At 41.9% G+C, this 13,868-nt stretch carries 14 protein-coding genes and 1 tRNA gene; 6 read left to right on the forward strand and 9 right to left on the reverse strand.

Translation table 11 applies throughout. The features are described from left to right. Positions 1–103: 103 nt before the first annotated feature. Positions 104–889 carry a DUF4191 domain-containing protein gene (locus tag D0T20_RS04950; RefSeq protein ID WP_116438565.1) on the forward strand — a complete coding sequence of 262 codons (786 nt, stop codon included), beginning with the start codon at positions 104–106 and terminating at the stop codon, positions 887–889. A gap of 100 nt (positions 890–989) precedes the next feature. On the opposite strand, the gene D0T20_RS04955 is transcribed toward D0T20_RS04950, so the two are convergent. From D0T20_RS04955 to D0T20_RS04965, 3 genes are all read right to left on the reverse strand, one after another. Next, the gene (locus D0T20_RS04955) at positions 990–1,535 is read right to left on the reverse strand and encodes a low molecular weight protein-tyrosine-phosphatase (protein ID WP_116438567.1); all 546 of its coding nucleotides are present in this window, start codon (positions 1,533–1,535) and stop codon (positions 990–992) included. An 18-nt stretch (positions 1,536–1,553) separates the two neighbouring features. Continuing rightward, positions 1,554–2,177, reverse strand: coding sequence for a dihydrofolate reductase (locus tag D0T20_RS04960; RefSeq protein WP_116438569.1), 624 nt, complete (start codon positions 2,175–2,177; stop codon positions 1,554–1,556). A gap of 64 nt (positions 2,178–2,241) precedes the next feature. Next, entirely contained in the window at positions 2,242–3,114 is an 873-nt protein-coding gene (locus D0T20_RS04965; protein ID WP_116438570.1) for a thymidylate synthase, read from the reverse strand. A gap of 116 nt (positions 3,115–3,230) precedes the next feature. Here D0T20_RS04965 and D0T20_RS04970 point away from each other — a divergent pair, with 116 nt between their 5' ends. Next, positions 3,231–3,650: an OsmC family protein gene (locus D0T20_RS04970; RefSeq protein WP_032818188.1), complete on the forward strand. Its 420-nt coding sequence runs from the start codon at positions 3,231–3,233 to the stop codon at positions 3,648–3,650. Positions 3,651–3,814: 164 nt separating this feature from the next. Next, positions 3,815–5,053, forward strand: a complete 1,239-nt coding sequence (locus tag D0T20_RS04975) for a glycosyltransferase (protein WP_004130279.1) — start codon at positions 3,815–3,817, stop codon at positions 5,051–5,053. Positions 5,054–5,160: 107 nt separating this feature from the next. Here D0T20_RS04975 and D0T20_RS04980 read toward each other — a convergent pair whose 3' ends face one another. The 3 genes from D0T20_RS04980 to D0T20_RS04990 all read right to left on the reverse strand — a co-directional run bounded on the left by D0T20_RS04980 (position 5,161) and on the right by D0T20_RS04990 (position 8,212). After that, positions 5,161–6,204: a universal stress protein gene (locus tag D0T20_RS04980; protein WP_016635970.1), complete on the reverse strand. Its 1,044-nt coding sequence runs from the start codon at positions 6,202–6,204 to the stop codon at positions 5,161–5,163. A gap of 162 nt (positions 6,205–6,366) precedes the next feature. Continuing rightward, positions 6,367–7,119, reverse strand: a complete 753-nt coding sequence (locus D0T20_RS04985) for a C40 family peptidase (protein ID WP_116438572.1) — start codon at positions 7,117–7,119, stop codon at positions 6,367–6,369. Between the two features lie 103 nt (positions 7,120–7,222). Then, entirely contained in the window at positions 7,223–8,212 is a 990-nt protein-coding gene (locus D0T20_RS04990; protein ID WP_116438573.1) for a CHAP domain-containing protein, read from the reverse strand. 157 nt (positions 8,213–8,369) lie between these two features. Here D0T20_RS04990 and D0T20_RS04995 point away from each other — a divergent pair, with 157 nt between their 5' ends. Beyond that, on the forward strand, positions 8,370–8,624 hold the full coding sequence (locus tag D0T20_RS04995; protein WP_162862689.1) for a DUF2530 domain-containing protein: 255 nt from the start codon (positions 8,370–8,372) through the stop codon (positions 8,622–8,624). A 35-nt stretch (positions 8,625–8,659) separates the two neighbouring features. On the opposite strand, the gene D0T20_RS05000 is transcribed toward D0T20_RS04995, so the two are convergent. Then, positions 8,660–10,090, reverse strand: coding sequence for a sensor histidine kinase (locus D0T20_RS05000; RefSeq protein ID WP_162862690.1), 1,431 nt, complete (start codon positions 10,088–10,090; stop codon positions 8,660–8,662). Positions 10,091–10,244: 154 nt separating this feature from the next. Here D0T20_RS05000 and phoU point away from each other — a divergent pair, with 154 nt between their 5' ends. Next, the gene (gene phoU, locus D0T20_RS05005; RefSeq protein WP_162862691.1) at positions 10,245–10,925 is read left to right on the forward strand and encodes a phosphate signaling complex protein PhoU; all 681 of its coding nucleotides are present in this window, start codon (positions 10,245–10,247) and stop codon (positions 10,923–10,925) included. A 144-nt stretch (positions 10,926–11,069) separates the two neighbouring features. Here phoU and D0T20_RS05010 read toward each other — a convergent pair whose 3' ends face one another. Together D0T20_RS05010 and lysS are read right to left on the reverse strand one after the other, a co-directional pair. Beyond that, positions 11,070–11,810 carry a phosphoglyceromutase gene (locus tag D0T20_RS05010; RefSeq protein ID WP_004130287.1) on the reverse strand — a complete coding sequence of 247 codons (741 nt, stop codon included), beginning with the start codon at positions 11,808–11,810 and terminating at the stop codon, positions 11,070–11,072. A gap of 155 nt (positions 11,811–11,965) precedes the next feature. Next, complete coding sequence (lysS, locus tag D0T20_RS05015; RefSeq protein WP_016787416.1) at positions 11,966–13,642, reverse strand: lysine--tRNA ligase; 1,677 nt, start codon at positions 13,640–13,642, stop codon at positions 11,966–11,968. A 140-nt stretch (positions 13,643–13,782) separates the two neighbouring features. Here lysS and D0T20_RS05020 point away from each other — a divergent pair. Beyond that, positions 13,783–13,856 (forward strand) — tRNA-Pro (locus tag D0T20_RS05020). Positions 13,857–13,868: the final 12 nt, after the last annotated feature.

The following is a 13,868-nucleotide window of genomic DNA, read 5'->3' on the forward strand; positions in this document are numbered from 1 at the left end:
TAAGTAATAGTTGCACAAATGTGGTAGTAAACCCGTTGTAGAAAACCTTGCAATAAGCACAAAACAAAATTAACGCGAATATCGTATAGGGGATAAACGCAAAATGGCAAACGAAAAGTCAAAGAACACTAAGAAATCGGGCATGATTTCACAAATTGTGCGCATTTACAAGTACACGTATACAGAAGATAAGCAGCTTCCGCTTTGGCTTGGCTTGGCTTTTGTAGCCCCTGTAGTGTTATGCGTTATAGCTGGCGCTATTTTACGCTGGTCCATTTTTACGTGGATTATGATGATTGTAACAGCGCTTATGCTTGGTCTTTTGCTTTTTACTGTTGTTTTAACAAAGCGCGCAGATAAAGTTGGATACGCAAAACTAGAAGGTAAGCCTGGAGCTGCAGCTGGAATTTTAAGCGCAATCAATAAAGGCGGTTTTACTTTCCCACAACAGCCAGTATGGGTTGATCCTCGCACCAAAGATGCGATTTGGCGTGGAACTGGTTTTAACGGAATCTTTCTTGTTGGAGAAGGCAATTACGAACGCCTAACTCATGCTATGGAACGCCAAGAGCATGCTATTAAAAGTGTTACAGCTGGATCCAATATTCCTGTTTACCGCATTTGCGTTGGAAATGGCCAAAATCAAATTAAGCTTAAGGATTTAAGGAGTAAAGTTCTAAAGTCTAAAACTTTGATTCCTACAAATCACAAGTTTGCTCCTCTTGCTGCAATTCATCCAAATCGCAGATTCTTCCTTACTAAAACAGAGCTTGCGATTCTAAACGACCGTTTACGCACTTTGCAAGGAAAGCTAGGGTTTGGAATTCCAAAGGGAATTGACCCAACTCATGCTCCACGCGTGAGCCGCAGAGCTTTAAGAGGAAAATAAATTCTTAAGTTTTGCGTATAAAATAAACCAGACGTTCCAAGCGGTTCGTCTGGTTTTAATATATTTATACGCGATTTTACTTGCGATTTATATGCAAATACTATTCTCGAGTTATACGCGACTGAACCCAATCAACAATGTACGGAGCACACTCCTCCACTTGATCCATTGCAATCTCAAACTCTTTAGGGCCACCATACCAAGGATCTGCCAAGTCTAAAGCAGCTTCACGGCCAGCTTGTGGCTTTTCTAAAGACGGATCAAAAGACCTATACATGTGTACAAGACTACGCTTTTGCGGCGGAATAATCCTAAGCAAAGATTGCATATGCGAAGCCGTCATTGGAAGAAAAAGATTCGTCTCTTCTATTTCGTCTCGCTCAATCCTATGCGCAAAATGGCTTAATGGCAAAGAATATCCCCTACTTTTAAGCTCTTTTTGCGCACGCCTATCAATCGGATTTCCGTATTCTTCGTCGCTTACGCCGCACGATTTTACAGCAACAACATCACTTAATCCTCTAAGCTTAAACTCGTTACGCAAAACGATTTCTGCCATTGGAGACCTACAAATATTACCCGTACAAACTGTCATAACAACATACGGATGCTTAGCATCTACGTGAATTTTGTTTAAAGATTCCATACATATCCTTAATCTAGCTTATTTTTTAGATTTAACTGGCTCATAAACCATAAACTTGTATTTTGCGTTAAATTGATTCGCGCCAACTTTTATAGGCGATTCCTGCCAATCGCCATCGCGCGCAACTTTCCACAATCCATCATCCACAAGTTTTTGAATGTTTGGAGCAAACGTATCTGCTTCTACTCTAGTGTCAATTTGAGTTACATAAGATGCGTCAACAATTTGCGACTCAATCACTTCTCGAAAGATTGCGCCGCCACCAATAATCCAAATTGCTCTGCCATCTTTTGGCAAATCCAAAGAATCTACAAGTTCAATAGGATTATCTTCAATCCACTTTTTTGCGTAGCATATTGCGTCTTCAATATTTGTAAAACTTTTTGCTCCATTTGGATTAAAGTCTGGATTCCTAGAAACAACAATATTTTCGCGACCAGGAAGAGGCCTAAATTTTTCTGGCATAGAATCCCAAGTTCCTCTACCCATTATTACCGGGCAAGAGATTGTCATTGCCTTAAAATAGCGCAAATCTGGGGAAAGCCGCCAAGGCATACCGCCATTAACGCCCATAGCGCCTGTACGGCCTTCAAAATCGTATGCTTGCCCCCAAATTAAACGAACGGGAATATTGTTAGTCATAAAACTCCTACGTAAGCCTACTAATCAATCACTAAACAAAGCAAACAAGCAAACAACCAAAAGCTCACACAGCTACAGGAGCTTTAATCGTAGGATGATGCTTATAATCAACAACCTTAAAATCGCTATAGTCGTAGCTAAAAATAGAATCAGCTTTGCGAATCTCAAGCTGCGGATACGGGTACGGCTCGCGCGAAAGCTGCTCAAGCACTTGCTCAACGTGATTATCGTAAATATGGCAATCGCCACCAGTCCAAACGAACTCTCCGGGCTCTAATCCTGCTTGCTGAGCCATCATCATTGTTAAAAGCGAGTAAGACGCAATGTTAAATGGCACACCAAGGAACATATCGCAAGAACGCTGGTAAAGCTGGCAAGAAAGCTTGCCATCGGCAACGTAGAACTGGAAAAGCGAGTGGCATGGAGGCAAAGCCATATTCTCTACTTCTGCAGGATTCCAAGCGCTAACAATCATTCTTCTAGAATCCGGATGATTTTTAATAAGATCCATAACGTTTGTAATCTGGTCGATTGTGCGATTTGGATTTTCCGCAGTTGGCGCTGGCCAACTCCTCCACTGAACGCCGTAAACAGGGCCTAAATCGCCATTTTCGTCTGCCCACTCATCCCAAATATGCACGCCGTTTTCTTGCAACCAGCGCACGTTGCTAGAGCCTTTAAGGAACCAAAGAAGCTCGTACGCAAGCCCCTTAAAGAACACGGTTTTTGTTGTTATAAGAGGGAAACTCTTGCTTAAGTCAAAGCGAATTTGCTGACCAAAAAGAGATATTGTTCCCGTACCAGTGCGATCTGATTTTAATGTGCCTTCCATAAAGATTTTTCTAACCAAATCCTCGTAAGGAGTAGGAATATTAGACACTGGTTTTTGCGGCACACGCGCACGCAAATTTGCAAGTTCTTGTTGAGTTAAAGCCATACGTTTATTCTATCATTAGCTAAATTCAACACTACCAATGCATGTGCAAATATACTTATACTGTGCATCTCTATATAATTGTTTTAGCTAAGCACAACAAACGCAAAGGAGCAAAAATGGCTAGAAGAATATGGGTTGAGCGTTTAGAAGACGGCTCTTGGATTGCAAAAAGCGAAGACGGAGCAACACTAAAATTTGGCAAAGGCGAAGGACAATTTTCTCCCGTAGAACTAATGCAAATAGCTCTAGCTGGTTGCACAGCTTTAAGCAGCCAATACGCTGTTGAGCATGCGATTGGAGAAGGAAAAGGCGCGCGCGTGGTTGTAAATGGCACTTACGACCCAGAAGAAGGAACTTACTTAAGATTCCAAGAAGACTTAACAGTAGACGCTACAAGCACAAAGCCTGCGCTAACTAACGAAGATGCACAAGCACTAAAAGAGCGTATGGAAAAGCATATTAGCAAAGGTTGCACAGTTAAGCACACTCTTGAGCGCGGAGCACTTGTACAAGTTAGCGTAAATATTCGGCATTAATGGGAAGATTTGCACCAGCGCTCTTAGCACGCGGAAAAATGGCCACTAGCCGATGATTCAAAAACGCCACTAAAGTGGCAAAAAATAACAATTTGTGGCACAATGCTAAACACAATGCTACACTTTTAACGTTGTTAGAGCTATTTATGTAATCGGAGGAAACTTTGAAAATCGCGATTTTTACAGAAACGTATCCACCATACATAAACGGCGTAGCAACACAATCCTACATGCTTAAAAAAATGTACGAGGAACTTGGTCATGAGGTTCTTGTTGTTACAGTTGGCTCCGAAAAACAACGTAAAACCAAGCTTGTAGACGGCGTTGTGTACGTTCCAGGCATTCTTTTGAAAAAGCTTTACAAGTATAGGGTTGCAATTCCAATTGGAAACATGCGCAAAAAGTTCCCGATTAACTTTAAGCCAGATGTTATTCACATTCAAAACGAATTTGGCATTGGAGAAATAGGCCTAGAAGTGGCCAAAAAAGAGCATGTTCCTGTTGTTTACACACTACACACCGAATACGATAAATTCCTGTTTTACATTGGTCTAAAGCATTTTACTGAGTTTTCTAGGAATATATCGGCAAAATATTTTACGCGATTTTCTAAGAACGCAACAATTATTACCAGCATGTCTGCTAAGGCTCAAGCTTATATTGACCGCCAAAAAGTTGATAAAAAGGTTGTTGTTCTTAGCAATGCTGTTGAATACAAAAAGTTCTTGCCAACACCAGAACGAATTGCTTTTAGAGAAGAATTCCGTAAAAAATACGGCATTGCAGATTCTACAAAGCTGTTTGTTTTTGTTGGAAGAATCGGAGCCGAAAAGAACATTAGCGAGTTGATTGACAACTTTATGTATTGTGATTTTCCTCGCGATTTAGCTAGACTTGTTGTTATTGGCGGAGGCCCTGATTTAGAGGACTTGCGCAATAAGGTAGCAAGCAAAGGATTTGAAGATAGAATTTACCTTCTAGGCCCTATTGAACACACGCAAATTCCTAAGTATTTGCACGCAATGGACTACTACACTACCGCTTCCCTATCGGAGATGCACTCGCTTTCTATGCTGGAGGCAATGGCCTCTGGCTTGTTTGCGCTTGTTAAGCACGACGCTCCTAATGAAAATCAAATTATTAGTGGCAAAAATGGTTACCAATGGGATTCTAAAGAAGACTTTAAGCAAGTGTTTAGCCGCGTTCTTAATATGAGCAAAGAAGAGCAAGAGCAGCTAAAAGCAAATGTTCTTGAATATTCAAAAAACAATGACTTTAAAAAGCAAGCTCAAGAGTTAATTAAGATTTATGAGCGTGCAATTAGCATTAACAATCAAGAACTTGCTAAAAAACGCGCTGCTCGAGAGGCAAGACGCGCGCGGTTCTTGCTTAAGAAAAACTAAAAGCATATTAACAATACAAGTTTGAAAAAATCGCGTATAAAACACAATTAGTGCCTTATACGCGATTTATGTTTTAGCGCTTAGCGTTACTACTTAGCGTTACTACTTTAGTGAAGCGGATCGATTGTTTGCTCAATTTGCTTAGCTTCTTCAACACCAGCCTTTGGAACATCAACTTTATGAACACCATTAATAGAGTCAATAGGCGATGCATTGCTACTCGCCATAGACTGCTGAGCTACTTGCGCAGCGCTTAGTTCCACATACTTACGAGGAACAACATACACTGGTCTAGACGAATGCTGAAGCAAACCTTGACTAATAGAACCAAGAAGCAGACCAGTAAATCCACCCCTGCCCCTAGAGCCAACAACAACCAAATCGTTGTTTAAGCTAGCTTGAGTCAAAGCGTTTACAGCAGAACCAGGAACTACAGAACGATGAATCTTTAGGTTTGGCAAGCGTTGCAAAATCGGCTTTACGCGCTCGTCAAGATCTTCCATATAAGACCCCATAACTGCAGTATCTCCCTCAGCTCCTTGAACGCTAGGAACAGCAGAAATCACATCTAATTGAGCATTCCAACTATCTGCCAAATCTGCAGCAATCTCAAGCGCTTTTAATCCCCACTTAGATTCGTCGGATCCAACAGCAATCTTAGAAATCTTATTGTTCAAGTGGATTCTATGACCATCATCATCTGTATATGGCACAACAACAATTGGGCAATAAGCGTATGCTGGAAGCGAAGAACTTGTTGTGCCAAGTAAACGCTCTGCTAATCCACCTTTACCACGGTTTCCAATAACAATAAGTTGATAGTTTCTAGAAAGCTCCACAAATACAGAAGACGGGTCGCCAGTAACAATCAAAGTTGTTGCATCCACACCCTGCTCTAAAGCTACAGCTTTGGCTTTAGAAAGAATCTCCTGAGCGTCTTGATGAGCAACATTATCGTCTCCGATGGCAGTGTAAGTTGCATCAAAAGACACAGCAGCATAACTTGGCAAAGAGTATGCGCAAACAATTTGAAGCTGCAATCCAGCATGCTTAGCGTAGTTTGACGCCCACCAAACAGCCTTATAGCTTGCATGAGAACCATCAACGCCTACAAGAACAGCTTTTTCTTGTGTAATAACATTCTGTGTCATCTAGATCCTCCTAGCATTGCGCGAATTTTGCAATCTTTACTTAAGTACTACAATAGCCGTTTAATTGTTTTGAGTCTATTGCAACACAGAAAATTTGTAACTTATGACTTACAACTTTCAAATTAGCGCTAAAAAACTTGCGACTTACGCCAAAAACTTATGCTAAAAAACTCGGCGAATGGAATAAGCAGATGTAAAAACATAAGGAATAGGGCTATATTTTGTTCCGCCGTATTGCGAATTAATAACCATTCCGTTGCCTACGTAAATCGCAGCGTGAGTACCATTTGCAATAATATCTCCTGGAGCTGCTTGAGCAAGACTTGGAACAGCTGTACCAACTGTTGCTTGCGCGCCAGAAGTTCTAGGCAAAGAAACACCCATATTTGCAAAAACGTATTGTACAAAGCCAGAGCAATCCCAGCCAGCAGGAGTTGTTCCACCAGAACGATACGGCACTTTGTTTAAGAATTGAGCAGCAAAATTAAGCATTGCCGACGTAGAAGAACCATCTGGAGGAGCAACAAAATAGCTTTGCGATGTTCCTCTAACACCAGAACGGCTTGCAGCAGAATCGTAATCGCCATCATTATTGCGAGCAGCATTACGAGCATTTTCTGCAGCCGCCTGAGCCGCCAACTCTGCAGCACTTTTAGTTTGAGGAACATTTAAAGACTCAATCCCACCCCAATGCGAATTAGAATCAACGCTTGTAGAAGTAGATTCTGTTAATAAATCACGCTTAACAGATGTGACTTTAGGGAAGGAACGCGTAGAAGTAACTGCAGACTCTTCTGCATAAGCACAAGCAAAAGGAACCATAGTAGCAAGAAGAGTTGTGCATACAGCTCCCGCAACTATAGAAGAAAAAATCTTATTTTGTTTAATATTTTGATTAATCTTTTGCTCAACCATCACTAGCGATGTTAACACATTAACAATACAAAGCACCTAAAAACGCGTAGTAAACCAACAAAAGTTGATAAATCAAATATTATGCGAGTAATGCTTAAAAGATTTAGTAGTGAATAAACTCAAAAGCGGAAGCATCTTTAGCGCTAACGACTCTTGAATAGGTTCTACCATGATATTCGGCGCTAGATTCAGATGTTTCTATAGAACCATCTTGATTAATCTTTTCCACAATAGCAACGTGGCCATAAGCGCGGTTAACTCCAGCCTGACCACGGCCAAACACCATTATGTCTCCAGCATGACGAGGAGTATTATCTACCCAATAGCCAAGCTTGCGAGCAGTCCGGCCCCACATCCATCCGTCTCCCATATTGGAGCCAACTGGAAGTCCAAGCTGATGCCTGCGAACATAAACCCACCAAGTGCATTGGCTAAATTCGTAAGCATTTCCCGAATCGCCAGAATCGTGATTTGGATTAAAACCAGATGGAACAATCTTTGCATCTGAATCCAAGAAAACAGCAACATTCGGATTATTTGCTGCAGACTTAGACATTTCCGACACCTTAAAATCGGAATTAGAACCCAAATCCCACTTAGACTTATGAGAAGACTTAGTAGAAAATGCGCTTAAATCAGATTCAAGGCCAGCAACTGCGCTGCTAAAGTTCAAATATTTATTAGCGCGATTAATGCTTTCTCGCATACTAGAACGAGACGCTGCTTGAGCAGAAGAATCGTCTACAAAACTCAACTTAGAAGAATAAGGTTTAGAAGCCAAAGAATCCATGCTATTAGGCTTGTTCAACGTCATAGAAGTTAAAGCAGCTCCGACTAATGCAAACAAAGAAGCGGAAATAATCATACGATTCTTACGCTCTTTAGCAACGCGTGCTAAACGAAGCTGGCGACGAGACAAAGAAACAGCAAATTCTTGATTTATATCTTTTAGACTTACAACAGCACCATTATTTTCTAAAACGGCTGCAGCACGATTATTAGAAGATGCATGCGAACCGCGCACAGAAGTAAAAAGCATAAAAGGCGAATTAAACCGCCCCTTTGCTTTAGCACCATGCTCAGCATGCTTCATAAAATCGCTCCTAAAATCTTCTAAATGTATTCACAAATTCACACTTACAAATCTAAAGGATACAATGTGGTACGGATACGCAACACAATACACAACACAATACACAATGTAATTCTTAAAATTGATATTGAACACGCAAAGATGTATGGTTAATCATATGAAGCTAGCACCAATTATTAATCCAGATGCACGCAAAGAAGCACCAAAGCCATTGCGCGTGGACTTGTGCAAAGCATTTATGACTGGAACGATTATTTGGCTCATAGCATCATTAATCACAGTTATTCTTGCGATTTTACACTTTTTATTGTGGTTCTTTGCTGCAATTTGCCTTAGTGGATTTGTAATTGGAATTTTGCTTTTAATCTGGGAACACTTTGATCGCTGGGATTATAGAAGACTAGGAAAGTAAAACGCTTAATACAATTAAGAGAACTATTTTGCACACTACTTTGCAAGCGGAATAGCAAAATTAACAGTAGTTCCCTGCCCAGGTCTGCTCCACAATGTTATGCTACCGTGATGCGTAAGAGCCACGTGCTTAGCAATAGCAAGACCCAATCCAACGCCGTCTTTACTAAAGTCATTTTGATTACTCGACCTATAAAAACGTTCAAAAATACGCGGCTGATCTTTTAGCGGAATACCAATTCCAGAATCAACAACGCGAATCACAGCAAATCGATTATCTTCTGACTTTAAAGCGCAAAGAGCAACAACACTATTTTTGTTAGAATAGATAATAGCATTTTCAACAAGTTTTCTAATCGCACTGCTTATTTGACTAGAATCCGCTAAAACATTAAGTGAAGAATCTGCTTTAATAATTACGCGAATATTTTTACTAGACGAAAGAGCAGAAACAAGATTTTTAACATCTTCCAACACTTTCAAAACGTTTACAACACTAGCTTTTGAAGTATCAATAGGACTTTGCGCCCGCATAAGAAGAAGCAAATCTTCTAACATATGTTCCAAGTGTTTAGACGATTTTTGAGCAGACGCAGCAATATCTTTAATGCGACTTGCGTTAACATCTTTGCTTTGCAAAACATTAGTAAGGCTGGAAATCATGCGTGTTGAGCTAATAAGTTGATTGGAAACATTGTTTATAAAATCGTTACGCGTTTGCTCAAAAAGATGCTCAGCACTGGAATCGTTTATAACAACAACGACTTTGCCTGTTCCAACACTTCCAACTGTAATATTAAGCCAGTTAGGTCTAGAAATTGTAGAAGGACTAGACGCGGAATCGCTAGATTGTGTTGATGAAGAATCGAAAGCAGCCGAAGATTGCAAATACGAAGTTTTATCTACATTATCTACATTATCTACATAACAATCACTATCTTCACTAATAGTTACATATTGTTTGGGAGTAAAAGTCACTAAATCAAAACTTTCATAGCCTCCAGAGAAACGCACATTATTTACAGCTTGCAAAACGCGCGGCTGAACAATCGAATCGTCTAAAACAACTCCAAGAGTGTAGCTTTGTGAACTTGCGCGCAAAACGTCGTTATTTTTATCAACAACAATCGTAGCTCCTGGAAGCATAGCTAAAACAGCGCAAGCGTCGGAGCTAATGTCTTCGGAACTATCGTCTATATCAAAGTCGGAATCGGAATCAAAGTCGGAATCGCCTAAAACTTTTTGCATTTTCTTATGAAAAATGATGCGAAAAATGCGCTTAAAACCACGTCTAAAAGTCATAAAAATACGACTAAAAGTAGAATCAAAAAATGGAACAAAAACATTACGAAATGTTGATAGAACAAAGTCAAAAGCAAACATAACAACAACAATTGCAACACAAAGTGCAATCAAAGCGAAAACAACAAACACCATTAAAGGCGAATACGGCGAATCTTGAAGCATACTCTTAAAGAATACTCTAACGCGCTCACATTTAAGCGACTAATACGTTTAACGCACGTGCGCACAGTAGTCTATACTTGATTAGGGCAATCTAAACAAACGCGAATATGCTCCAATGCAATTTAGCGCGATTGAACGCAAGAAAGGACACACCATGCGAGTGATTTTCAACGAAGAGATGAAGGCAGTTGCATTAAACATTGAACGCATGGCAGAGTTTGTTGCAAGAGCCATGAACGATGCTGGAAGCGCTCTAGTAAACGCAGACTTAGAAGCTGCGCAAACGGTTATAGATAACGACGCAAAGCTAGACGCACTAGAAGCAAACGTTGTAGATCAATGCTTAATATTGCTTGCACGTCAAAATCCAGTTGCAACAGATTTGCGAGAAGTAGTTGCAACTATGAGGCTTGCTGCAACTTTTGAGCGCATGGGCGATTTAACAAGTCACGTTGCGCAAATCGCAAGACGCACATGGCCTGATTGTGCAATACCAAGTCAAGCAAAAGAAACTGTTGAAAAAATGGTTGACTTTTTGCATGTTCTTGCAGGTCAATTAACAGACATGCTTTCAAATAGAGACGTTAATGTAGCAGATGCAATTATTCACGGCGACGACGTAATGGATAAGTTGCACGAAGATATTTTTGCTCTTGTAGAAGGCGAAGATTGGAACGGCACTAGAAAACAGTTGATTGACTTGGTGCTTCTAAGCAGATTCATGGAACGCATAGGCGATCATTCAGTTGCTGCAGCAAGGCAAGTTGTATTTATTGTTTCGGGATTTGACCCAACTAAGAAGCCAGAACCAGACAAAGACACAGTTGTAGCATAAAACACAAGTGGCGTAGAACACGATTTTTGAATAGAAACCTAAAACGTAGCTTGTAAAACAAAAGTAGGCTTGCAATTAATTTTGCAAACCTACTTTTTATTTAAGTTAATTTAAGATAATTAAGCTAACTTAAGCTAATCAAACTCACTTTTGACCTTGAGCAGCCACGGCAGCAGCACCAGCAGCAGCAGCTTCTGGATCCAAATACTCGCCGCGAGGCTTGATTGGCTTAAAGTTCTCGTCCAACTCGTAAAGAAGAGGAATAGCCGTTGGAATATTCACCTTGGAAATCTCTTCTTCGCTCAAGTTGTCGAGCATCTTAACGATTGCGCGCAAGCTGTTGCCGTGAGCTGCAATCATTACAGTCTTGCCAGACTTAAGCTCTGGAACAATATCGGACTCCCAGTAAGGAGTTACGCGAGTCACAACGTTTGCCAAAGCTTCAGTTTCTGGAACTGGGTCGCCTGCGTAACGAGGATCATTCGTTTGAGAATACTCGTCGTTTGGATCGATCTGTGGAGGTGGAGTTGCGTAAGAACGACGCCAAATCATAAACTTCTCATCGCCATATTCCTGACGAATCTCAGACTTGTTCTTGCCTTGCAAAGCGCCATAGTGACGCTCGTTCAAACGCCAGCTGCGACGAACTGGAATCCACAAGCGGTCTGCTGCATCAAGCGCGTAATTCGCGGTGTTGATAGCACGACGAAGCAAAGAAGTGAACACGATGTCTGGAAGAACGTTCTTCTCTTTAAGAAGCTCGCCACCATGCTTAGCTTCCTCAACACCCTGCTCAGTGAGCGGTACATCAACCCAACCAGTGAACTGATTGGTCTTATTCCATGCGCTCTGACCATGTCGGAGCAATACTAATTTATATGTCATAATTACCTAGTCTATTCGTTTCGTACGACTACTTACAAAAAGTAAACAAACACGAAAAATTTAATCAAAAAAGTCGCCGAACACTTGAATAGCATTCAACGACTTTTAAGATTAATTCAACTGATTATAACTAATACAACTAGCGATAATCACAACTAGCGAAGTGGCTTTACGAGTGGGAAGGTAATCGTCTCGCGAATGGTTGCGCCCGTAAGCGCGATTAGCAAGCGATCAATTCCCATTCCCATGCCGCCAGCAGGAGGCATACCAACGCCGAGAGCCTCAATAAAGTCCTCGTCAATATCCATTGCCTCAACGTCTCCAGCCAAAGCATCCTTAGCTTGAGCAACAAAGCGCTCGCGCTGCACAACAGGATCGTTAAGCTCGGAGTAGCCTGTTGCAAGCTCAAAGCCGCGCACATACAAATCCCACTTTTCAACCATTCCTGGCTTTGTGCGGTGACCCTTAACAAGAGGGCTGGTCTCCACTGGGAAGTCACGCACAAATGTTGGCTCATAAAGCTTATCCTCGTAGAAGTGCTCCCACAAGTGCTCAACCAACTTGCCGTGATTCTCTACTTCGTCGCGCTCAACGCCAAGCTTGTCTGCGATTGCGCCCAAATGCTCAACGGAAGTTTCTGGCGTAATCTCCTCACCCAAAGCCTCGCTAAGCGAGCCATACATAGTGATTTGCTTCCATTCGCCGCCAAAATCGTACTCTTCGCCGTTAAGCAAAGTCACCTTAGTGGAACCGAATGCGTCTAGCGCAGCCTTTTGAATCAGCTCTTTAGTAAGAGCACCAATAGTATCGTAAGTGCCGTAAGCCTGGTATGCCTCGAGCATTGTAAACTCTGGAGCGTGAGTTGCATCCACGCCTTCGTTTCTAAAATCACGGTTGATTTCAAACACGCGATCAATACCACCAACCAAGCAGCGCTTAAGGAAAAGTTCTGGAGCAATACGCAAGTAAAGATCAATGTCGAAAGCGTTCATGTGAGTTGTAAACGGACGAGCAGCAGCACCGCCGTGAACCGTTTGCAACATTGGAGTTTCGACTTCCAAGAAGTCGTGGCTGTCGAAAGTGCGGCGAAGAGAAGCCACAGCATGCGAACGCCTACGAACCATATCGCGAATTTTCTCGTCTGCAATCATGCCAATATATGGCTTGCGCGTACGAGTATCGTCGCTTAATTCCTTATGCAAAGCTGGAAGTGGCTGCAAAGCCTTAGCTGCAATTGCCCACTCAGTTGCGAATACAGAAAGCTCGCCAGTCTTAGAAGAAATCACGCGACCGCGAACATACAAATGGTCGCCCAAATCAACCATCTGCTTGAAGCTCTTAATTGATTCTTCACCGATTTCCTTCTTGGAAACCATTGCCTGAATCGTGGTGCCATCTCCTGCAGCAAGCTTAACGAAGCACAAGCCGCCAGCGTTACGCAAGAAGAGAACGCGGCCAGCAATACCAACCTCAGTATCGGTTTCTTCGCCAGCTTGAAGCTTGCCATCAAAATCGGCACGCACTTTTTCGATTGTATCCGTAACGTTAAGATGCACTGGGTATGGTTGTACACCTTCCTTAAGCATCATCGCACGCTTTGCAACGCGCATTTGCACCTGCTCTGGGTGAGCAAGAGGACCAAACTCTTTATTGCTTGGATCAATTGCTTCATCCAGGCTTGCGCCTTCGTTTACACGCTTGGCGATTGCCTCGTCTTGCGCGAGTAGCATTTCAGCATGCTCAACGGTGTCGATTTCGTTGGCGTTATCTGTTGCGTCATTTTCTGCTGCGGCGTTTTGCGCGGCAAGCATTGTAGTATTCGTGTCACTCATAGACGCTAATTGTAGCTACTAGGTAATACAGCTAAGGACACAAGATAAGCAAGCGCAACAAAATATTTGTATGCGCCAGCCTGTAACATTGCGGACGTTGTTAAAGTTTTGTACGAAAATATTTTGTACGAGTTTAACATCGGGCTGTAGCGCAGTTTGGTAGCGCGCTTCGTTCGGGACGAAGAGGCCGCGGGTTCAAATCCCACCAGCCCGACTTTTGATTTTT

It is taken from the genome of Gardnerella piotii (assembly GCF_003397585.1).
GTDB classification, from domain to species: domain Bacteria; phylum Actinomycetota; class Actinomycetes; order Actinomycetales; family Bifidobacteriaceae; genus Bifidobacterium; species Bifidobacterium piotii.